The sequence below is a fragment of the Thermosporothrix sp. COM3 genome, assembly GCF_059696735.1.
The window spans coordinates 2,690,113-2,711,303 of the sequence record NZ_AP019376.1 but is presented as its reverse complement, the minus strand read 5'-3'; the positions used below and the strand labels follow the sequence as shown (position 1 = coordinate 2,711,303).

The following is a 21,191-nucleotide window of genomic DNA, read 5'->3' as shown; positions in this document are numbered from 1 at the left end:
TCATGAGTGGTTTGGCTGCCGGGGTGAGGATGGGCAGCGTCAATTGAAGGGAGGAAACGGGTGAGTTCTCAACCAGTAGAGCTGTACCCTATGAGTTACGGGCAGCAGGGGTTATGGGTGCTCTATAGGCTTAATCCCGATAGCTCTGTGTATAACGTGCATGTCACTTTGCGCATTCGCTCATGTGTGGATGCTTCTGTTTTGAAACGAGCGCTTGAGGAGCTGGTTCGGCGTCATCCCGTGCTCCGCACGACGTTTACAGACTCCACGGCAGGGCCAATGCAGCGGGTTCATGCCTCTTTACCGGTTCCATTGACGCTGCACTCATCCCGAAATGAAGCAGAACTCCTTGAGATGGCGCGAGCCGCGATTCTTCAACCCTTTGTGCTGGAATGCTGCCCATTTCGTGTCTTGCTGCTACAACGCCACAAGGAAGATACATTGTTCCTGTTTGTGGCTCATCATATCATTTGTGATTCGTTGACAATGCGCCTGTTGCTTCAGGAACTCTTTCTCCTGTATGATACGCAAGCGCTGCCAGGGATGTCGGCGACTGGCTATCGAGATTTTGTTCGCTGGCAACAGGAAGTGATCGCCGGAACGCGTGGCGAGCAGCTTCGGGCTTATTGGATGCGGCAACTGGCTGGTGAGCTTTCTCCTCCTGACCTTCCCTGTAGTCGCCTGCCTGCTTCGGGACGAGCCGAACAGGGAGCGACCTTTGTCTTCACTCTTGATGAGGAACTCACACAGGGTATTCGTGCGCTTGCGTTTGAGGAGTGTGTCACACCCTATACCGTGCTGCTCGCCTGCTTTGTTGTGCTGCTCTATCGCTATACGCAGCAGGAAGATGTGCTGCTTGGTAGCCCTGCTGTCGGTCGGAGTCGTTCGGAGTTTGAAAAGGTTGCGGGTTACTTCGTGAACCTGCTTCCATTGCGCATTGACGTCTCGGGGAACCCGACCTTTCAGCAATTGCTTGAGCGGGTGCAACAGGTCGTTATGGACGCGCTTGAACATCAGGATTACCCGTTTTCGTTGCTGGTGAAGGAGCTACAACCCGGACGTGATGCGGCTCAACAGCCGTTGCTCAGGACGGCCTTTGTCTGGGAATCTACCTCGCTCGATCGAGAGGGCTTCTCGCCCTTCTTTCTTGGTGAGGCCGGTGTACAGCGTCAGATAGGTAGTCTGCTCCTGGAATCATATGCTGTATTGCCGCCACAGGAGGGGCTCTTTGACCTTTCGCTGATGCTTTATGAGCAGCCAACGTGCCTGAAGGGTTTCTTGCAATATAAAGTCGATCTTTTTTCTGAAGACATGGTTGCTCGGATGGCGGCCCATTTTCAGAACCTGGTACGTGGTCTGATCGCGCACCCCGAGCGGCCTCTTGCCGAGTCTTCGCTGTTGGGAGAGGATGAGCGTTATTGTTTGCTTGAAGCCTGGAATCAGACGCAGGTGCCATATCCACATACGCGCTGCATTCATCAGCTTTTTGCGGAACAGGCTCAACGAGCTCCGGAAGCGGTCGCATTGTTGTATCAGGGGGAAGCTCTTCGGTATGGTGAGCTTGATAGGCGCTCCAATGCGCTTGCTCTGGTGTTACAGGCTCGTGGAGTTGGCCCGGGAATAACGGTCGGCCTTTTTATGGAGCGCTCGCCCGAATTCATTATCGGGATGCTTGCTATTCTGAAGGCCGGTGGGGTCTATGTGCCGCTTGACCCATCGTTCCCTGCTCGCAGGCTTGCTTTTATGTGTGAGAATGCCCGGCTCTCGCTTGTGTTGACTCAGGAGCACCTGGAACCGCAGGTGCCTCCTGGAAGTCCGCCATATATGTGCGTTGAGCGCTATGGTCCGGAATGCGCACAAGTTCCCGAGAATCAGAATAACCCTGATGATCTCGCCTATATCATCTATACATCGGGTTCAACAGGCCAGCCAAAGGGTGTTGAGGCGCTGCATCGGGGCGTAGTGCGTTTGCTGTTCGGGGTGACATATGTTCAACTGGATAAGCATCAACGCTTCCTCCATCACTCCTCGATTACGTTTGACGCGGCAACCTTCGAGATCTGGGGTGCGCTCCTGCATGGTGGATGTTGTGTGCTGTTGCCAGAGCGAGTTTTAACGCCCGCACTGCTTCGATCCTCTATCGCCCGCTATGGAGTGACTATCACCTTTTTTACCTCTGCTCTGTTTAACCTGATCGTGGATGAGGACCCGACGGCTTTTCGTGGCATGCAGCAGGTGGTATGTGGAGGCGAAGCGCTATCCAATGTTCATGTTCGTCGGGCTCTAGAGGTGCTCTCACCGGAAACGCGGATCATCAACGGATATGGGCCCACAGAGACCACGACGTTTGCTTGCTGCCACCCCATTCACCCGTCAGAGATTGATGATATACCAATCGGGCGACCGATCGGTAATACCTATGTTTACGTGCTTGACAGACAGCTTCAGCCCGTACCTGTCGGCGTTCCGGGAGAGCTCTATATTGGCGGTGATGGGCTGGCAAGAGGCTATTGTGGCCGTCCTGATCTGACTGCTGAGCGCTTTCTTCCTGATCCTTTTCGGCCGGGAAAGCGCCTCTACAGAACTGGCGATCGGGTCTGCTGGCGAGCTGACGGGACACTCTCGTATCTGGGGCGTCTCGATCAGCAGGTGAAAATACGCGGGTATCGGATCGAGCCTGGTGAAATCGAAGCGACACTCAATAGCCATCCTGCGGTGCGTCTGTCGGTCGTACTGGTGCGTGAAATGGCCTCAAAGGGGACGGCTCTGCTGGCCTGGGTAGTTCCTGACGCTTCCGTTGAGCGGGATCAATTGCCTGCTCGGCTGCACTCCTATCTCAAAGAGCGCCTGCCCGAATATATGATACCGACCCATCTCCTGCTGCTGGATGCCTTGCCTTTGCTGTCCAGCGGAAAGATTGATCGCCATTCGCTGCCGCTTCCCGCATTGCCGGCCGCGCAGTCGGCATGTCCTCGCACCCCGGTGGAAGAGTTGGTAGCGAATATCTGGCGAGAGATTATGGAGCTGGAATATGTCGGCAGGGAGGAGAACTTTTTTGCGCTTGGTGGACATTCATTGCTGGCCACACGGGTTGTCTCGCGAATCGAGCGCATTTTTCAATGCTCGTTTCCGCTCCGGGATTTCTTTCAGGCCCCGACCGTTGCAGCCGTTGCGCGTCGGATAGAAAAGGCATGCGCTACTGAAAGCGAAAAGAAGCGAATCATCAGTTCAGAACGGGATGATGCGCTTGTGCCCCTGTCCTTTGCTCAGCAGCGACTCTGGTTTCTGCAACAACTGGCACCAGACAACCCGTTTTATCTGATCCCTTTGGGGTGGCGCTTGCGCGGTTCTCTGCATGTGGAGGTGCTCGAGCGGAGCTTGAAAGCGCTAATAGAGCGTCACGAAAGCCTGCGCACCTGCTATATCAGCAAACACGGGCAGCCCTTCCAGAAGATCAGGCCAGTACCGGACGAGCCGTTGCTGACGTTCATCGATATCAGCTCGCTTACTCCTGCGGAGCAGGTGGAACGATGCCGCGAGGAGGGCCAGCGGGAGGCACTGACACCTTTTGATTTGACCGGTGGGCTGCTGCTTCGTGCTCGCTTGCTTCGTCTGTCTGGGCAGGAGCACATTTTGCTTCTTACCGTGCATCATATTGCCTGTGATGGCTGGTCGCTGGCTATTCTTCAACGGGAGTTACAGCAGTTCTATAGCGCCTTTGTGCGGGGTGAGGCGGCTTCTCTAGAGCCTTTACCGGTACGTTATCGCGATTTTGCACGCTGGCAGCGAGAACAGGAGGAAGCGCCCGGCCTGCTTGCTTACTGGACGCGTCAACTGGCTGATCTCCCACTGTTGGAACTGCCCGCTGATTTTGTGAGGCCACAACAGGAGCGCTTTCGAGGTGCTCAGGTGCCGCTACATCTTTCGCCCGAACTGGTGCAGAAGGTAAAGGTATTAAGCCAGAAGCACGAGGTCACGCTTTTTATGACCCTGCTGGCCGCGTTTCAGGTGGTCCTGATGCGCTATTGTGGCCTTGAAGATGTTGCTGTCGGTGTGCCGATCGCAAATCGTACGCAGTTTGAACTCGAAGGGCTGATCGGCATGTTCGTCAATTTGCTGGTAATACGCACGGATCTCAGCGGGAATCCGCGGGTTGACGAGCTTCTTCGCCGGGTGCGTCAGGTGACGCTGGACGCCTATGCGCATCAGGATATGCCTTTTGAGCGCCTGGTTGAAGTGTTGTGCCCACAGCGTTCTCGCGAGCGAAACCCGCTCTGTCAGGTTGCGTTTCAACTTTTCAATGCGCCACAGGAGCCGCTTGCGCTCCCTGAATTGCTGGTTGAGCCGCTTCCGACCCAGGAGAGCAGCGCCAAAATAGACGTACAGGTGACTTGTGAGGAGCACGAGGAGGGAATAGTTGGCTCAATTGAATACAATGCTGATCTGTTTCTCCCTGAAAAGATGGAGCGGCTTGCCCGGCATTTCGAGCATATGCTTGAGGCATTTGTATCACAGACACAGCTTTCTCTCGCGGAAATTCCTCTTCTGACCGAGCAAGAACAGCAGCATATGCTTATCGAGTGGAACAGGATGCAGCCGACCTTTCCGCAAGATCTCTGTGTGCATGAGGTCTTCGAGCATCAGGTTGCCTGCACGCCTGAGACGCTTGCTCTGGTGACCGACAATGAGACCTTATGCTATCGTGAGTTGGATCAGCGAGCCAATCAGCTTGCATGGTTGTTACGAGCGCAGGGAATCGGTCCTGAAAAGGGTGTCGGGGTGCTGATGCGGCGCTCGCTTGCGGCGATTGTCAGCTTTCTGGCAATTCTCAAAGCTGGCGGAGTCTACGTGCCGCTGGATCCAACGAATCCGCCTGAGCGCCTGGCTTTTCTGTTGCATGATGCGAACATCTCGCTGTTGCTTGCTCAGGAGCCAATAGAAGAGCCGACTGTTCCCTGTATTGTCCTGGATCATGCTCTGACGCAGCTTGAGGGGTGGAGTGAGCAACCGCCACCAAATCTGAGCCAGCCAGATAATCTGGCATATGTGATTTATACCTCGGGCTCAACCGGGCTTCCAAAGGGTGTTGAGGTCATACATCGTGGCCTGTTGAACGTGGCGCGTGAGCTCAAGCGGCTCTTTCAGGTACAGACCGGGACACGTATCTTACAATGGGCAAGCCTGAGTTTTGATGCCTCGCTCTGGGATATGATGCTGTCGCTGCTAGCCGGGGGCACGCTCTACCTGCCACCCCCACAGATGGCGATGGTCGGCGAGGAACTCGGGCGCTATCTGCTTGAGCGGCAAATAGAGCTGATCTCACTGACTCCCTCGGCCTTGAGGACATTGCCACTACACACGCTGGTAACGGTTCACACAATCATTGTCGGTGGTGAAGCCTGCCCGCTGGAGCTGGCGTGCACGCTTAGCCAGGGAAGGCGCTTCAGGCGCTTCTACAATGTCTATGGTCCAACTGAGGCCGCAATCTGGGCCACCGTTGCCGAGTGTGGGCCAGAACAGCAAAAGATGCATATAGGGAAACCAATTGCTCATGTGGAGCTCTATGTTCTGGATCGATGGTTGCAGCCTGTCCCGATCGGCGTTCCGGGAGAGCTCTATATAGGCGGCGTTGGGCTGGCACGTGGCTATCACAACCGCCCAGACCTCACCGCTGAACGCTTTCTTCCACATCCCTTTAGCGAGGAGCCAGGCGCGCGGGTATATAGAACCGGGGATCTGGTCCGCTATCTGGCTGACGGCTCGCTTGAGTTCCTGGGCCGTGTTGACCATCAGGTGAAGGTGCGCGGTTATCGCATCGAGTTGGAAGAGATCGAGGCGCTTTTAGCCAGGCATCCAGCAGTGCAGGTAGCACAGGTAAAGCTTCAGGATGGACAGCTTTTCGCGTATGTGGTGGCGACTGGACCGGCGCCTTCACCTGATGAACTGGCGGCGTACCTGCGTCAGCGCCTTCCTGACTATATGGTTCCTGCCACCTTTATTCTGCTCGATGAATTCCCTCTGAACGCGCATGGGAAGATCGATCGTGCTGCCTTGCCCGAGTCTGCTCGGTTGACTGCCAGCAAGCGCCCACCGCGCACTATGACCGAGAAGGCACTTGCTGAACTCTGGCGCCGGGTGCTCAACATTGATGAGATCGGCGTTCATGACGACTTTTTCCGTCTGGGAGGCCATTCGCTGCTTGTTGCGCATCTCGCGACCGAGATTCAGAATCGCTTCAATCTTTTATTGCCGCTTGCACTCATCATGGAAAATAGTACAGTTGAGGCATTGGCACAGCTTATTGATCAGAGCAGGCAGAAGGAGGAAGCATGAGTACACAGGCATTATTGCTCAGTCCGCGTCTGATGCGGCTTCAGCAGGAGCTTGAGGCAGGCAATCAGGATGCGCTCGCTGCGTTCTGGCAAGAGAGAGAGCAGGCAGGGGGACCACTGATTGAGCCGCTTGAGGGCGATGCTGCGCAGATGTTGGTCACGTTTCTCTGGCGTGACGTGGACGGGCAGACTCGTAATGTGGTTGTGCTTGGGGGACCTGCGCTGCCGGGAGCTTTTGCCGAGAATCAATTGCATCGGCTCCCCTTTACTGATCTCTGGTACCGAACATATTGTGTTCCTGCTGATCTGCGCACGACATATCAGTTCTCATTGAATGATCCGCTGACACCTTGCCGTGAGATTCAGGATGTGCTGATACGGATGATGCACGCCCGCACCGATCCGCTGAACCCGCGACAGATGCGCTCTCCGCTTGGTTTGCCCGGCAAACAGGATTTTATGCAGGTCTCGATTCTGGAATTGCCTGCTGCACCTGTGCAACACTGGGTACTTCCTCAAAAGGGCGTTCCGCGGGGAGCCGTCAAACTCTCGATGTTTCCGGCCCAGCGGTTGCAGCGCACATATCATGTCGCGGTGTACACGCCACCTGTAGAGAGCACGGAGCCCCCTGGTTTGTTGCTGCTCTTCGATGGCTGGATGTATCTGAACTATATGTCTGTCCCAACGGTGATGGATAACTTGATTCATGCTGGAAAAATAGCGCCATATATGGTTGTGTTGCTCAGTCATATGGACTATGGCACGCGGCGACAGGAGCTGCTCTGTCACTACCCCTTTCTTGATTTTCTGCGCGAAGAGTTTGTGCCCTGGATTCGGGAGAACTATCGAGTAAGCTCAGATCCGGCTCGTGCTATTGTGGGTGGAGTGAGCGCGGGAGGCGTTGCGGCAGCCTTTACCGGGCTCCATGCGCCCGATCTCTTTAGCAATGTCCTTTCCCAATCCGGGACGTTCTGGTCGAGCAGTGGTGGAGATGTGCAACGTGAGGGCGAATGGCTCACCGCTGAATACGAGCGACGAGAGCCGGTTGCATTGCGCTTTTCTCTGGAAATCGGGCGGTTTGATCGCTATGTGTTGATCGATCCGGTGGCGGCCACCCGGCGGTTTCGTGATGTTTTACAGCGACAGGGCTATGCTGTTGACTATGCGGAGTTTAACGGGGGACATGATTTTGTGTGCTGGCGTTACTCTTTTGTGGAGCGCTTCCTTGCGCTTGCGCAGTGTGGCGAAGAGAAAGGGGCGAATGGGTGAGAGTGCTGATATCTGGTGCCGGGGTTGCCGGGCTGACGCTCGCGTACTGGCTGGCGCATTATGGAATGGAGCCGGTTGTCATTGAGCGGGCGGAACATTTGCGCGATGATGGCTTTGTCATCGATTTTTTTGGTGCGGGCTATAAAGTAGCGGAACGCATGTCGCTGCTTCACGATCTGGAGGCCATTCATTGTCCAGTATTGGAGTTGATTTTCCTTGATGGAAGCGGACGGAGGCGGATCACCATCCCGTATGAAAATATGCGGATGCTGCTTGACGATCGCCATTTCAGCTTTCTGCGTGGCGATCTGGTCCAGTTGCTGGCCCGCAAGACGGATAGTCCGGTGCGGTTTAGCACCTCAATAATGGCGCTCGAACAGGATAAGGAGCGGGTCAATGTCACCTTGACTGATGGATCAGAGGAGACGTTTGATCTGGTTGTAGGGGCCGATGGTGTGCATTCTAATGTTCGGCGGCTGGTCTTCGGGCCCGAGGAGCGCTTTAGCAGGCCTTTGGGATATACTATTGTCGCTTTTGTTGTTGAGCATCTGGATGTTCGTTCCGATGTCTTCTACACCCTCACGGCTCCCGGGAGGCGCATCGGCGTATTCCCGCTGCTTGATGGACGCATTGCGGTCTTCTTCTTCTATCGGTCGCTGCAACCCCCTACGCAAGCCACCATCATGGATGAGCTACAGATCTCGTTTGGATCGCTTGGCTGGCTGGTTCCCGACCTGCTTGAACTGGCTGACAAAGCGGAACGGCTCTATGTGGATGCCCTGACACAGATTATCATGCCACAATGGAGTCAGGGACGGGTGGTGCTGCTTGGTGACGCCTGTCATTGTGTTTCCCCGGCGGGAAGTCAGGGGGCGTCGCTGGCAATGGTGGGAGCGTATATTCTGGCGCGTGAGTTGGGTTCGCAGCATGATCGCCTGACCGCTTTTCGCTCCTACGAAAAGCAACTGAAGCCAGGAATTACGCGCAGACAACAGGTCGGGCAAAAGGCGGCACGCTTTTTCTTCGCGCCCGAGAATACCTTTTTCATCGCGTTGCAGGGCTTGAATCTGCGCTTGATGAACTGGCCTCTGGCTGCCCCATTGCTCAGGCGCAACTTCGCCTGGCAGGACGAATTCGCTCTCTAGATGCAGTGATGTACGAGCATGGCAAAAGTTGCCACGCTCGCATCATTCACTTATTCATAGCAAAGGAGGTGCCTGAGAAGTGTCGTTACAGGCTGATCGTTGGCCTGTTGAGATCGCCAGGCAATAAAGCCATCGGGACGAATCAAGGTTGCTCCCAATGCACCAATCCCATAGCTGGCCAGGAAGCTTCCTTCCTGATCATGGAAGTGTTGCCCAATGGTATAGCTCACTAGAGGGATATCGAGCTGCCGTGCAGCCTCGGTAAAGGCAGTGCTCCACGGTTGCCCCTCGGGCCCGGTCAGCAGCACAAATTGCTTGCCATAGAGATCGAGCGTCGAACAGCGCTGACTATCCTGTGTCAGCCAGACGTGCGGCGCACGGGTTCCCGGGCGGCCTGACGGTTCGTTTTCAAACAGCGTTGGCTCGGTGTCGTCCTCGGAGAGAATCGCTGCCGAGCGATAACGATAGCCGTTTATCACGCTAAAGGCAGTTGGGTCGGGCGCATCCGGGCTTTTGCGGACGCGTGCGAGCATCTCCTGTGCACTTTGCAGAATGGCCTCTCGCTGTTTGTGTTGTGGAAGGCGATAGGCATAAAGTCCCGTTGAAACTGCCACAGCGAGTTCTGCGGCGGGCTGCCGCTCCTGTTCATAGGTTTCGAGGAGACGAGCCGGAGCTTTCTGCTTGAGCACAAGTGCCAGTTTCCAGGCCAGATTGTGCGCATCGGCAATACCGGTGTTTGCGCCAAATGCGCCCATTGTCGTCATCACATGCGCGGCGTCCCCGGCAAGCAAGACGCGGCCCTGCTGGTAATGCGTTGCGACACGTGAGGCGGTTTCCCAGGGCAGGATGCTGAGAATCTTCACGGGCTGATCTGGCAGACCGATAGCCGCGCGCACCAGTTCACGGCAGCGCTCTTCGGAAAAATCGTCGGAATCCTCGACATTGGCAAACAATGACCAGCGATTCTGTGATTGCCCGATGATGCCGCTCACATGTGGGTTGTTGACGAAGCAGAGCGCAATGTTGCGTCCGTGAAGCACGTGGCTGAGATCGGTTTGAAACAGAATGCTGACCCATTGACCAAGCCGTCCATATCCGTAGGTGCTGATGCCGAGTTGTTGCCTGATCGCGCTTCTATTGCCATCTGCCGCGATAAGGTAACGCGCAAAAATGGAATGAACGCTTCCGGTGCCGCGGTCGCGTATATGAGCGTGAACGCCTTCAGTATCCTGCTCAAAATCGATCAGTTCCGTGTTGAAGCGAATATCGCAGCCAAGAGCACTGGCATGTTCCTGTAAGACGGGTTCAAGCTGATCCTGTCCGATCATTGCCATGCGCGTCGGGCTGGCGAAAGGATTGGTGATCTGGAATTGTTGATGTGATTTTGCTTCGCTGGTCGGGAGCTCCTTCCCAGCCAGTGTCTCTACATGCAGACCTATCTCGCCCATTTGTTCAGGCGGCGTCTCTAGCCGCTGAATATCGGACTCAATACCGGCCTGCCGATAAAGTTCCATTGTGCGAGCGTTAAAGCCGGCAGCGCGTGTATGAATAGAAGTGGTGGCGTGGCGCTCGACGAGAAGCGGTTGAATGCCATGCAGGGCCAGAAAGAGCGCCGTTGAAAGTCCGACAATGCTGCCACCAACGATAAGGACGGGAACCTGCTCTTCATGGTTGCTGTTATACATATTTGTGTTCTCCTTTGTTGCTTTTCATCTGGGGAGATTGTAATGCGAAGGAGGGTGAAGCCACATCACGAATGTTCGTGATTTCTGCTGACAAAGAGGAGAAAATTTAAAGCGTACGAAAGAACGGGTAAAGCCAGATGACGAGCGCCTTGAGCATACTAAGATCTTGTCTCACCCTGCTTTGCGATGGGCTGATTACCCAACAGGTACCCAAGACTGCGAAATGCAAAACGGACGGCGAGTGCTTGTTCTGTAGAAGCAGGATGTGCTACACTTCATTGCATGTTTGCTTGAATGCAAGAAAAAAAGTCTTTATTGGGTACTCTTAAATTCCAGAAAGGATTGACACATCCGGAGCATATCGAATTCCTTACCCCTGAGACGCTTCCCAGGCCCGCAGGATATTCGCATGTGGCAAAGATCACAGGCGGGCAGACGCTCTATCTCTCGGGGCAGATTGCGCTGAATGCAGAGGGACAACTGATCGGCGAGGATGATTTTCGTGCGCAGGCCATCCAGGTATTCGAGAATATTAAGAAGGCTTTGGAGGCGGCGGGAGCTGATTTCAGCCATGTGGTAAAGCTTACCATGTTTCTGGTTGATCTGTCATATTTGCCGGTGCTGCGTGAGGTGCGCGATCAGTACATCAATCTGGAAACACCTCCTGTAAGCTCTCTTGTTGAGGTAAGCCGACTGATTCGTCAGGAGCTTCTGCTTGAGATCGAGGCAATCGCCAGCTTGCCCGCATAGAGTGGCTGGTGTGGTGCTTCGATGAAATATCCTTGTCCGAGATTTGTCAATGGCAGGTTGCCCGTTCGGGTAGGGGCGGACATGCCCTGCATGAGAGACTGCTTTTCATCAGGCATCCGGGCGAGAGTGCCGCCTGTCCGGGGATCGGAAGCAGCACGGCACTCCTGGGCTCTCTCTGATGCCCTACGAAGAAGAGCCTTCTGAACGTCGCGGCAGGCTATGCCAGAGCCATCCTGCTCCTACAGTCAGCAAGGTGAGGAGTGCACCGACAAGCAGCGCGATGGAGGGGCCATAGAGGCTCGAAAGCCAACCTATCAGCATATAACCCAGGGGGAGGCTGCCATCAAAGAAGAGAACCTGAACGCTGATGACACGCCCGAGCAGATGATCTGGTGTGATCTGCTGAAGCGTGGTCATGGCTTGTGCCGCAAACGCATTTTCCAGAAAGCCAATGCTGGCAAGCAGGAGAATCGCGAGGAAATAGATGGGCGAGAGGGAGAAAACAACCTCTAGAAGCCCGAAGAGCAGCATATACAGGAGCAACAGTCGCACGGTCGGCTGCTGATTCTTCCATGCCAGCCAGAGCGCCGCCAGCAATGCGCCACCACTCGCTGCAGCAGAAAGAAAGCCGAAACCAGTTGGACCTGCATGAAGCACATCGGTCGCAAAAACAGGTAGGATTACTCCAAAGTTTGAGCCGAAGAGCAGCACCAGCCCGACTACCACGATAATCTGTAGCACGGCAGGAGTTCGCAAACAGTAGTCGATCCCTTCACGGAGGCTCTGGCGGGCGCTTGCCCGCTTGCCTGTAGTAGGCTGAATAGCCAGCTCATGGCTTCTCATCAATAGGAGGCCCGCAATCACCGGTAGGAAGCTCAGCGCGTTCAAGAGAAAAAGCTGTGTCTCAGAGCTAATCGCGATAATCACGCCGCCGAGGCCGGGGCCAACAATGCGAGCAAGCGTCGAAATGGATGAGTAGAGCGCTATCGCGTTTGGCAAGTCGTCTCGTCCGACCAGTTCGACCAGAAACGCGCGGCTGGCCGGTCGGTAGATGGTACCTGTCAGCCCCAGAAGCGGCGCGAGTATGTAGAGATGCCAGAGCTGAACCTGACCGGTTGCAATCAATGCCCAGAGTAACAGCGCTTCCAGCATATTGATCCACTGGGTGATCAAGAGGAGCTGTCGTCTGGGCAAGCGGTCGGCCAATACGCCGCCAATAATAGAGAAAAACAGAACTGGAGCAGCTTGAAGTGCGCCGACAAGCCCAAGCTGCCAGGCACTGTGTGTGAGTTTGAGGACAAGCCAATCCTGCCCGATTGCCTGCATGGATGTGCCGATCAGCGAGATGAGCTGCCCGAACCAGAAGAGCCGAAAATTCCGCTGCTTCAGCGAACTGAAAATACGCGACAGGCCGAGCAGCCGCAAGTTGTCGCTCCCAGGCGGCTCACCCTGCTCTGATGAGGGTCCATTCATGAGTGTGTCCTTTCTCTCTATTGAAACGCTAGAAAGAGGTAGTGAGGACGCCAGTATACCGGGATGCGGCAAAAAAAACATCTGCCAAAAGAACGATGTCAGATGCTTGACATGAATGCTATACTAAACTGGGAAGGTAGGGCGGTTGTATCGGGAACTGAATTTCTTTTTCTACTATTTCTCGAAATCAGAGAGAAAAGCTTCTTGATTTCCCTTATTTGCCCTGAATACTCCTTATTGCTTCCAGACAACGAGCAACGTCAGATTGATAAGCGCGAGCAAGGCGAAAAGCAGCCCGAGACCCCGCTGTCCCGCCGTGAAAAGGGCTCCTGCTCCCAGGGCGAAGAGCACCAGCTTTGAGATGAAACGCCAGGGTTCGGGAAGCAGCCAGGGCGCTTTTGGAGCCTCAAAGCACCCCCAGATAATTGCCATAAGTAGTGCTAAGCCAACGCCTGCCACGAGCTTGAGCAGTGTTGTTTGAGCCATTGTAAAGCCCCAGTACCCGACTGCCACGAGTAAAGCTAACTCCAGGAGAAACGCAAGCATGAGGTTGATCTGTTTCAATACAGAGATCATGTTCTTGATTACCCTTTCTTATCTCGAAAAAAGGATGTGGTGAACCGCTATGTTAGTATAATCGAACAGGCTGGAATGCTCAAGCAGGAGGTTGTACGCTCTGCGGGGAGGGTGAAAAAGAAGCAGTTTTCTGTAATGTTCCAATCTTAACGCGAATTTAATATACAATAGCCATCGGCGTGCCATATAATAGACGAACAGAGCGGCTTTCCAGAAAGCGAATATTCTTTGTGGGGCTTCAGTTGAGGTGGTGATATGGCTACTGCTATCGGGAAAGAAGTGCTGTGAGGTGAAACAGGATAAAAATGCTGTTTGATATGGAATAGAGAGAAAAAGCGTTGTGGTAGAAAGGGGCGAAGATACTACCAGGTGTATCAAATAGGCAGGCCTTCCATAGACCAGAAGTGGGCATTCAGACGATGGGATAGCGGATCGTGTTCCACATAATGAGGCTGAGCTTTGCAGCCGCGAAACTTCTCTGCTTGTAAGTTTCTTTTGCATGGACAGGACCCATGTCGCTGTGAGCTCAATTTTATGATGCTGTCGAGCGGCTTCAACAGCGGTGGGACCTGAGGGGAGGCGATATGCATTTGCCTCCCCGAGAGCATTATACTGTGGCAGGTTCAGCTTGAGAAGCCGGTTTTTCCTGTTTCTTGCGCAACAACAACACGAACAGAAGCGCCAGTACCATCAGACCGATGGTAATCAGGAACACGGTATGTAAACCAACAAGCTGCACAAGCCGGGTCTGCCCTGCCGGCATCATGGTTAATGTGGCAAGGACAGCGGTTCCAAGCGAGCCACCAACAGAGCGTAGAACAGTACTTAGTGTCGTGCCAGTGGCAACGGCTTCCGGGCTGTGAATACTCACCATCGAGGCGACGCTTAATGGTTGCATCACAAGCCCATTTGCTAACCCAAGAAGCCCAACCATCAGGCAGAACTGCCAGTATGGCGTTGTCAGTGTGATTCCCATAAGCAACACCATACCAAGGATTTGCAGCACTATGCCAGGGACAATCAGCACGCGGGCATCCGGGAGACGATCAACGAGCCGACCGGCCAGGGTCATGCTGACCAGTGTCCCCAGTGCCAGCGGCAACAACAGGAGACTGGCCTGAAGCGCGGTCTGACCGCGTAATGTTTGCAGATAGATTGGAAACAAAAGCGAATTGCTGAACAGGCAGATGAAAAGCACGGTCGAAGCAACAAGCCCTGCTGAGAGTGAGCGATCAGTCAGGATCCGTATATCAAGCAATGGGCGTTTTCCACGACGCGCTTGTAGTAGCTCGATGACGATGAAAAGTGTCAGAGCAACAAGGCCGCTGAACAGGAACCCCGGAACTTTAGGTGATGCCCATCCTGTGTTGCTGATTTCCGAGCAGGCGTAGAGGACTGCCGCAACCCCATATGTTGCGGTCAAGAAGCCGGGTATGTCGAAGCGCGTCGCCCTCTGCATCTCGTCTCCGGGCAGAAAGATGCTGGCTAGAATCACGGCAAGGATGCCTATTGGCACATTAATCAGGAAGATGACCGGCCACGGCGCAATAGTGACCAGATAACCGCCAATGATCGGGCCTAGCGCAGGCGCAGCGAGAGCTGGAACACTAAACGCGGTCATAGCTCGCCCTCGCTCCTCAAGCGGAAAGGTGTTCAAGAGGATGCTCATGCTGAGCGGCATTAACAGGGCCCCGCCCACTCCTTGCAGGACACGAAACAGAATCAGTGCGGGCAGGGTCCAGGCAAAGGCACAGAGTGCTGACCCTGCTGTAAACAGGGCGAGGGAGAAAAGATAACAGCGCTTGCTTCCCAGACGTGCCGTAAGAAAAGGCATCGTTGGGATGAGCGCTCCCTGCGTCAGCATATAAGAGGTGATGACCCATTGCACGCTTTGCAGATCGGCTTGAAAGGCGCGTTGCAGTACGGGAACAGCAATATTGACAATGGTTTGATCGAGAAAGCTCATAAACCCGCCAAAGATAAGCACAAGGGCGGTAATCCATCTGGATGAGGATTGAAACATGTCTGGATGATCCTTCTATCTACATATTGCAAAACAACAGAACGTTACCAGGGAATGCGCTGTCTATCGCGAAAGATGCCGCCTGTGGGGCCATTCTCTGGCAGCGTTGCCAGCCAGACCGGGGTATCGGTTCCCTCATCTGTGGTGCGTTCGGCATCCAGATTATGGGTCTCCGTGCGTACGTAGCCCGGGCAAGCGGCGTTGACGAGGATATTCATTCCGCGCATTTCTGCTGCCAGCGAAACGGTAAGAGCATTGAGCGCTGCCTTTGAGATGCGGTAAGCGGGCGCCATCTCTCCAGGAGCATCGTTTTCCTGAAAGGCTGCGATCCCTGAGGACATATTCACAACGCGCCCGTAGTGGTGTTGTCTCATCAGGGGAAGCACAGCTTGTGTCAGGGCCCAGGCGCCAAAGAAGTTGGTCTCAAAGGTTGAGCGAACCGCTTCCATACGCACGGTGCCGGGTGTGGCATTCTCGTCTGTTTCGAGCAGAATGGCGGCATTGTTGACCAGAACATCGAGCCGCCCGAAGCGCTCCGTGAGCTCACGGGCAAGCTGTTTGATCTGTCGTGGATTGGTGATATCTAGCTGATGCACTGTCGCGGAACCACCCGCAGCAGTGATCTCTCGGGCTACACTGTTGCCTTGAGCAATATTGCGAACGCCCAGAAGGATGTGCATATCGTGCCGGACTGCAAGTTGATAAGCAGTGGCCCGACCTATGCCGCGATTGGCGCCTGTAACCAGTGCTATTCGACGCTGTTGCATTGTTCACTCCTTCTTTCATTACCGAAGTGTGGCATACCTGAGTGAAGAGGTGCGCACTCGGGTGGAACCGTTTATGTACAGCGCCAGTATAGGAGGTAGCTGGATGAAGCCGCATCGTCTGAGTGGATGAAAGGAGGATTTCAGGGGAGAAGATGGAAAGAGCGAGCAGTCTCGCTGGCTGCTACCCGATTGCTGACACCAAGCTTGCGGTAAATGCTCTGAACTTGCGTGCGGACGGTATTCACTGAGACGACGAGCTCTCGTGCAATTTCGGGATTGGAGTGGCCTGCTGCAAGCAAGCGAAGCACGCGCCGTTCCTGTGGTGAGAGTGGTTCGATCAAGGCAGAGGGGGGCGAAGCAAGCGCTTGTCGTGCAGGCGTCGCTGCTTGCAAGATCGTCCGCAGGTAGGTAAGGAGTGGCTTCTCGCGCAGACTGCCAAAGAGGCTTTGCAAGAGGCCGAGCAGTGCATCACCCTCGTCGAGAAAGAGGCGAATATACCCTTCGCTTCGTGTCTGGTGTAAGGTGGAGTAAAGGCGCTGGCGTGCCTCCTGTGGCTGTTTCAGCGCCGTGTACGCGAGTGAGAGAAGAAGCTGTATCTCGAATGCTCGGCGTATACGTCCGGCCTTCGTCGCCTGTGGCAATATGGTGTGAAGCAGGTCTAGTGCGGCCTGGGCCTTCCCATCCACAAGTTGCAGGCGAGCAAGTAAGAGCGCTTCCTGTTCGGCATAATCAGGTAATGTGCTCTCGAGCATCCGAAGCTTCTCATAGCTTCTTCGTGCAGCAGAAAGGTCACTAAGGGCGAGCTGGATCCGCGCCTGATACGTAAGGACCTCGCGATAGAGAGGCAGGGCATGCACTGGCTGTAAGCGTGCAAGCAAGTTTGTGAGCCGTTCGAGGGCATTTTCACTCTGACCCCGGGCATGCTCTAGCAGGGCCATCAGAAGCTGGATCCGCCTGCATGTTTCTTCTGGCAACTGGGAACGTAGCTGGTTGGCCTCTGCGAGCTGTTGTTCTGCCTCGTCCAACCTGTTTCGCTCGTAGGCGAGTTGGGCCAGGCAGAGAAGCGCGGGGCCTATATCTGTTGGGTCGGCTTGTGCTCGGGCTTCATCAAGGACCTGCTGATAATACGCGGCAGCCTGTTGCAATTCGCCTTGCTCGGCGCACACGATACCAAGTAGCAGGGTAGTGAGTCGCGCAATCGGGCGATTACCGATGGTTTCGCTTAACGCGCTGGCCTCGGTAATGGTGCGACGTGCCTCATTGAGGTCGCCTCTACGCCTGGCGGTAAGACCAATGATACGCAGGCAGGTACTACGCCATGCAAGCTCTTTCTCGTCCAGGTAGTCGAGCGCCTTTTTCGCGTATTCGACCGCTTGTTGCATCTCTCCAGAAAAGCTGCTGGAAAGGAGTGATTGAAATGCAAAGACTTCACCGAGGCGAGGGATATTCCCTTCAGCCTGCCAGACCTGCTGTGCTAACTGGAGCGGTTCTTCAAACTGTGCTCGCTCGGTTTGCGGAAAGCGTCCGGTCATATGGATAAAGTCAGCGAAATGCGTGAAAAACTGAGTGATCGCATAATTCAGGCAGAGGGTGGGATGTTGCTTGAGCGTCTCAAAGGGAAGTTGCTGAAGCCAGCGGTGCAGCGTCGGGATATAGGTCAGCGCATTGAAGTCAACAAATCGCTCGATAATGGTGGCAGCATGGGAGAAGTCGCATGCATACAGGGCGGCATCTACTGCCTCTTCGAGCATACTATGCTCTTCATACCAGTAGCTTGCCTTCGATGAGATGGCCTGTAATGTTGCTTCACCCAGATGACGCTTCGCTTCATGCTGCATGGCTTCAGCAAAAAGGGCGTGATACCGATACCAGAGCCCGTCAAGTGGTTCAAGAAAGAGGTGGGCCTGTTCGAGCGTTTCAAGCAAGGCGTCGCTTGCAGGGTTTCCAGTCACGGCCATACAGAGCGAACCTGTCAGGCGGCTCAGCATGCTGGTATGGAGCAAGAAGCTTTGCAGTGATTCTGGCTGTGCGTTCAAGACCTCAGAGACAAAATAGTCGAGTATGGGCCGATGCTCACCTGCGAAGGTATGCAAGCGCGTTTCCGCCTCCGTCTGTGTCTCGCAACCCTGCAACATGATTGTAAGTAAGCGCAAGCCTGCGGGCCAACCTTCAAGGCGCGTGCTCAGCGTGTTGAGCGTCTCAGGAGTGAGCGTGAAGGCCAGTTCTTGTGTCAGAAAGGCGCGGGTTTCTTCTGGCGAAAAGCGCAGATCATGGGCATGCAATTCATGCAGCTCGTTCCGCGCCCGAAGCCGAACCAGGGGGAGCGGTGGGTCTCCACGGGCAATGAGCACAATATGCAGCGTTGGCGGCAGATGATCGAGAAAAAATGCCAGCGTTTCATGAATGCAAGGATCTGTGATGACGTGATAATCTTCCAGTACCAGCAGGCCTGCATTACAGTGGGCCAGCGCATTGAGAAATGTCGTAAGGATCGCTTCCAATGGTGGCAGGGTGAAAGGTGGTTGTGAAGGCGTCGCAAACAGAGCGAGAACCTGCTGTCCCTGATCTGGCAGCAATGCTCGACAGGCAGCGACGACATAACGCCAGAAGCGGGCCGGGTCGTTGTCGCCTGCATCAAGTGAGAGCCAGGCAACGGGCTCTGTGCGGCTGTTCAGCCACTGGCGTACGATGGTTGTTTTTCCGAAGCCTGCGGGTGCGGAAATCAAAGTCAGTTTGCGCTCCAGGCCGAGATTGAGCCTATCGAGCAGACTTGAGCGCGAGAGCAGCGAGGTTTGTAGACGAGGGAGCGATAGCTTGGTTTCAAGCAACGTGAGCGTTGGAGCGGTCCGCGGCGCTGGTTCAGTTGCTGTGAGAAGCCGCGCGATCTCTTCGAGCTTTGCGATGGTCAGGTCTGTGCTGCGTCCGGCATAGCGCTTACGCGTCCGACGATTTCGAGTGCAATAGGCATACCAGTAGCTCTCACCGCGCTTTCGAGGCTCTTTGCGCAATGTGAGATGACCGTTTTTGCCTTCAAATGCAAAGGAGGAGCAGGCGTCCAGCCATGCACGCCATTGCTCTTGTATGTCATATGTATCAGGTTGTCCGGGCTGCGAAAGCGCATAACATTGGTGCTCGGGCAGCCATACAAGCGTGTAAAGAGGAGCCATATTGTCTCAATTACCCAACACTGTTCTCTGGATGAATATAACAGCTTTGGTCGATTCTGGCAAGTACAGAACATCTCTGTTGGGTAATTGGCGCGTCAACGGAGCGGCAGGCCCCTGTTTGCCTGTTTGGCGTGAAAGTGCTGTGCGGCTGCTTGCATCTGTTGCCAGTGTTCGTCTGTCCAGCGGCAAATTGCGTAGAGAGGCTCAAGGAGCGTCTCGCCAAGCGGTGTGAGCGAGTATTCAACCTTTGGGGGAATGACTGGATAGACGGTGCGCTTGACCAGGCCATAACATTCCAGCTTACGCAGCGTCTGAATTAACACTTTCTGGGTGATGCCCTCTATTTGCCGTTGGAGATCGCTTAGCCGTCGTTTCTCTTGTTTCAGCGCGAAGATGACAAGCACTGTCCATTTATCCGAAACAAGCTCTAATCCCTGGCGCGTACCGGCAATCGGGTCCAGATGCTCTAAATTGCTCTCAGTAGTCAGTTGATCGAGTCCCATCGTCTTCCACTCCCATCTTGTACTTACAGGTTAGTATACCATTTTTTTCGCTGTACTGCATAGAACAGGCGCTCTTTGAGCGGTTGTAGGGAATATAGTACGCATTGTCGACTTTTTGATCGAAAGCACTCTGGAAAATTGCGCTTTACCCGGGTTCGCTTGCCATATGGTAAAAGCCACAGAACAGGCTTAGTGTTTGAATATTGCAGTAGTTCTTATAAGATCTGGTGTCAAACGATATCCGCATTCTTCCCTCAGAGCTCATAGAAGTGCCATTGTCTCCTGGCTTCACCTGACACATTTCGGATAAAAGTCGGCGGGCAGGCCTCGCGGGTCCATATGTCGGGACAAAGTTCGGAAAGCCCTCTCGAAACTTTGGCCGCGTATGGATGGGCATGCCCGCCTGTAGCAAGCGTCGTGCCAGTGGCTCTTCTTGAAAGAAAAAGGGCCCGGTTGGTGGTAAGAAGGTAGGATCCCACTGCTTTCGTTGCTCCGCAGGCAGTTGAAGTCTATACATGTTCTTCTATCCTTTAGATGACCTTCTTGTGCATCAGCCTTTTTCTCACAGAATGCGCTTTCTGGCAATGAGAGATATCGATATTACAATTTTTGTTGCTGCTTGATCCCCTGGAGAGCCTGGATGATCTGAGGCCGCTTCTGTTGAAGTAATGCTTCAATCACCGGAGCATCAATTGTGCGAATGCGTGCAGTATGCTTGTAGATCCACTGTCGGGCGGGTTTGGTAAAGGTAGAGGTGGTGACGAAATACCCGTAGACAGCGCGATTATCATATGTCGCTCCCAGAAAATCCCGAACCTCTGATTCCTGAACTTTTTTACTTGGCGCATAGCGCTTGCTCTGGACAATGACCAGATCATTGAACTGATTGAGCAGCCTGGTATCCACCCCATGATCTCCGGTCTTGCCACAATGTTCCAGAAAGCGATGCTCTCCCTGAGCGATTACAAGGGCCGCCGAGAAGAGTTCAAATTCTTCTGGCTTGAGCCTGTACACGTCCTGAAGCGTACGCGGAATCTCAGAAGTATGTCCATTTTGGCTCGCCGGGGGAGGAGCCGGAGCAGGTGCAGGCCGTGGAGAAACGCGCCTGGCAGACCGCTTAACGGAGCGACGGAGCGGCACCGTGAGCACCTTTGGATGAAACAGTAGGATCAAAGCAAAGGCCACCAGGAGGAAGCCGAGAGGGAGAAAGAGACACTGTAACAGCGGACTGAATGAGGACCAACCGAGGACGATCAGGAGAACCAGTACCAGAGACAGGAACACGACCCCATAGGTGAGGAGCTGCTTTTTCAAGAGAAACCTCCGTAATGCTCGCTAGAACGTGCTCTACTTACGATGTAAGTATACGGGAAAAACAGCAACACTCGTTTGAATGATAGAAAAATGCAAATCCCTTGCGCCCATCGCTGCTCAGGTAATCTGCCCTATTTCTCTGAAAAACATCTTTTCTAGAGTATACGCTATTTTTCTGCGTCTTGCA

At 54.3% G+C, this 21,191-nt stretch carries 13 protein-coding genes; 4 read left to right on the top strand and 9 right to left on the bottom strand.

Annotated elements, in window-relative coordinates; translation table 11 throughout:
- The first annotated feature begins 60 nt into the window (after window positions 1–60).
- From KTH_RS11760 to KTH_RS11750, 3 genes are read left to right on the top strand one after another with little or no spacing between them, the layout of a single operon-like run.
- On the top strand, window positions 61–6,333 hold the full coding sequence (locus KTH_RS11760; protein ID WP_137686288.1) for a non-ribosomal peptide synthetase: 6,273 nt from the start codon (window positions 61–63) through the stop codon (window positions 6,331–6,333).
- Window positions 6,330–7,601 carry an alpha/beta hydrolase-fold protein gene (locus tag KTH_RS11755; RefSeq protein ID WP_497618774.1) on the top strand — a complete coding sequence of 424 codons (1,272 nt, stop codon included), beginning with the start codon at window positions 6,330–6,332 and terminating at the stop codon, window positions 7,599–7,601. Before KTH_RS11760 ends, KTH_RS11755 begins: the two co-directional genes overlap by 4 nt.
- Window positions 7,602–7,603: 2 nt before the next feature.
- Window positions 7,604–8,746, top strand: coding sequence for an FAD-dependent monooxygenase (locus KTH_RS11750; RefSeq protein ID WP_497618772.1), 1,143 nt, complete (start codon window positions 7,604–7,606; stop codon window positions 8,744–8,746).
- Window positions 8,747–8,796: 50 nt separating this feature from the next.
- Here KTH_RS11750 and KTH_RS11745 read toward each other — a convergent pair whose 3' ends face one another.
- The gene (locus KTH_RS11745; protein WP_497618770.1) at window positions 8,797–10,431 is read right to left on the bottom strand and encodes an FAD-dependent monooxygenase; all 1,635 of its coding nucleotides are present in this window, start codon (window positions 10,429–10,431) and stop codon (window positions 8,797–8,799) included.
- Window positions 10,432–10,725: 294 nt separating this feature from the next.
- Between KTH_RS11745 and KTH_RS11740 the strand changes: the two genes are divergently transcribed.
- The gene (locus tag KTH_RS11740) at window positions 10,726–11,181 is read left to right on the top strand and encodes a RidA family protein (RefSeq protein ID WP_497618768.1); all 456 of its coding nucleotides are present in this window, start codon (window positions 10,726–10,728) and stop codon (window positions 11,179–11,181) included.
- Window positions 11,182–11,364: 183 nt separating this feature from the next.
- On the opposite strand, the gene KTH_RS11735 is transcribed toward KTH_RS11740, so the two are convergent.
- The 8 genes from KTH_RS11735 to KTH_RS11700 form a co-directional block, all read right to left on the bottom strand.
- Complete coding sequence (locus KTH_RS11735) at window positions 11,365–12,654, bottom strand: MFS transporter (protein ID WP_497618766.1); 1,290 nt, start codon at window positions 12,652–12,654, stop codon at window positions 11,365–11,367.
- 234 nt (window positions 12,655–12,888) lie between these two features.
- Window positions 12,889–13,230, bottom strand: a complete 342-nt coding sequence (locus tag KTH_RS11730; RefSeq protein ID WP_497618764.1) for a YrdB family protein — start codon at window positions 13,228–13,230, stop codon at window positions 12,889–12,891.
- 607 nt (window positions 13,231–13,837) lie between these two features.
- Window positions 13,838–15,253: a DHA2 family efflux MFS transporter permease subunit gene (locus KTH_RS11725; RefSeq protein WP_497618763.1), complete on the bottom strand. Its 1,416-nt coding sequence runs from the start codon at window positions 15,251–15,253 to the stop codon at window positions 13,838–13,840.
- A 44-nt stretch (window positions 15,254–15,297) separates the two neighbouring features.
- Window positions 15,298–16,020, bottom strand: a complete 723-nt coding sequence (locus KTH_RS11720; RefSeq protein WP_497618761.1) for an SDR family oxidoreductase — start codon at window positions 16,018–16,020, stop codon at window positions 15,298–15,300.
- Window positions 16,021–16,160: 140 nt separating this feature from the next.
- Window positions 16,161–19,187, bottom strand: a complete 3,027-nt coding sequence (locus tag KTH_RS11715; protein ID WP_497618759.1) for a winged helix-turn-helix domain-containing protein — start codon at window positions 19,185–19,187, stop codon at window positions 16,161–16,163.
- A 95-nt stretch (window positions 19,188–19,282) separates the two neighbouring features.
- Entirely contained in the window at window positions 19,283–19,690 is a 408-nt protein-coding gene (locus KTH_RS11710) for a winged helix-turn-helix transcriptional regulator (RefSeq protein ID WP_111320972.1), read from the bottom strand.
- Window positions 19,691–19,835: 145 nt separating this feature from the next.
- A complete protein-coding gene (locus KTH_RS11705; protein WP_497618757.1) occupies window positions 19,836–20,207 on the bottom strand; it encodes a hypothetical protein in 372 nt (123 codons plus the stop codon).
- 83 nt (window positions 20,208–20,290) lie between these two features.
- The gene (locus KTH_RS11700) at window positions 20,291–21,004 is read right to left on the bottom strand and encodes a restriction endonuclease (RefSeq protein WP_497618755.1); all 714 of its coding nucleotides are present in this window, start codon (window positions 21,002–21,004) and stop codon (window positions 20,291–20,293) included.
- Between the last annotated feature and the right edge of the window lie 187 nt (window positions 21,005–21,191).

Coding starts and splice junctions, on each gene's coding strand:
- KTH_RS11755 (WP_497618774.1), top strand. CDS start 6,330: ATGAGTACACAGGCATTATTGCTCAGTCCGCGTCTGATGCGGCTTCAG.
- KTH_RS11745 (WP_497618770.1), bottom strand. CDS start 10,431: ATGTATAACAGCAACCATGAAGAGCAGGTTCCCGTCCTTATCGTTGGT.
- KTH_RS11740 (WP_497618768.1), top strand. CDS start 10,726: ATGCAAGAAAAAAAGTCTTTATTGGGTACTCTTAAATTCCAGAAAGGA.
- KTH_RS11735 (WP_497618766.1), bottom strand. CDS start 12,654: ATGAATGGACCCTCATCAGAGCAGGGTGAGCCGCCTGGGAGCGACAAC.
- KTH_RS11730 (WP_497618764.1), bottom strand. CDS start 13,230: ATGATCTCTGTATTGAAACAGATCAACCTCATGCTTGCGTTTCTCCTG.
- KTH_RS11725 (WP_497618763.1), bottom strand. CDS start 15,253: ATGTTTCAATCCTCATCCAGATGGATTACCGCCCTTGTGCTTATCTTT.
- KTH_RS11720 (WP_497618761.1), bottom strand. CDS start 16,020: ATGCAACAGCGTCGAATAGCACTGGTTACAGGCGCCAATCGCGGCATA.
- KTH_RS11715 (WP_497618759.1), bottom strand. CDS start 19,187: ATGGCTCCTCTTTACACGCTTGTATGGCTGCCCGAGCACCAATGTTAT.
- KTH_RS11710 (WP_111320972.1), bottom strand. CDS start 19,690: ATGGGACTCGATCAACTGACTACTGAGAGCAATTTAGAGCATCTGGAC.
- KTH_RS11705 (WP_497618757.1), bottom strand. CDS start 20,207: ATGTATAGACTTCAACTGCCTGCGGAGCAACGAAAGCAGTGGGATCCT.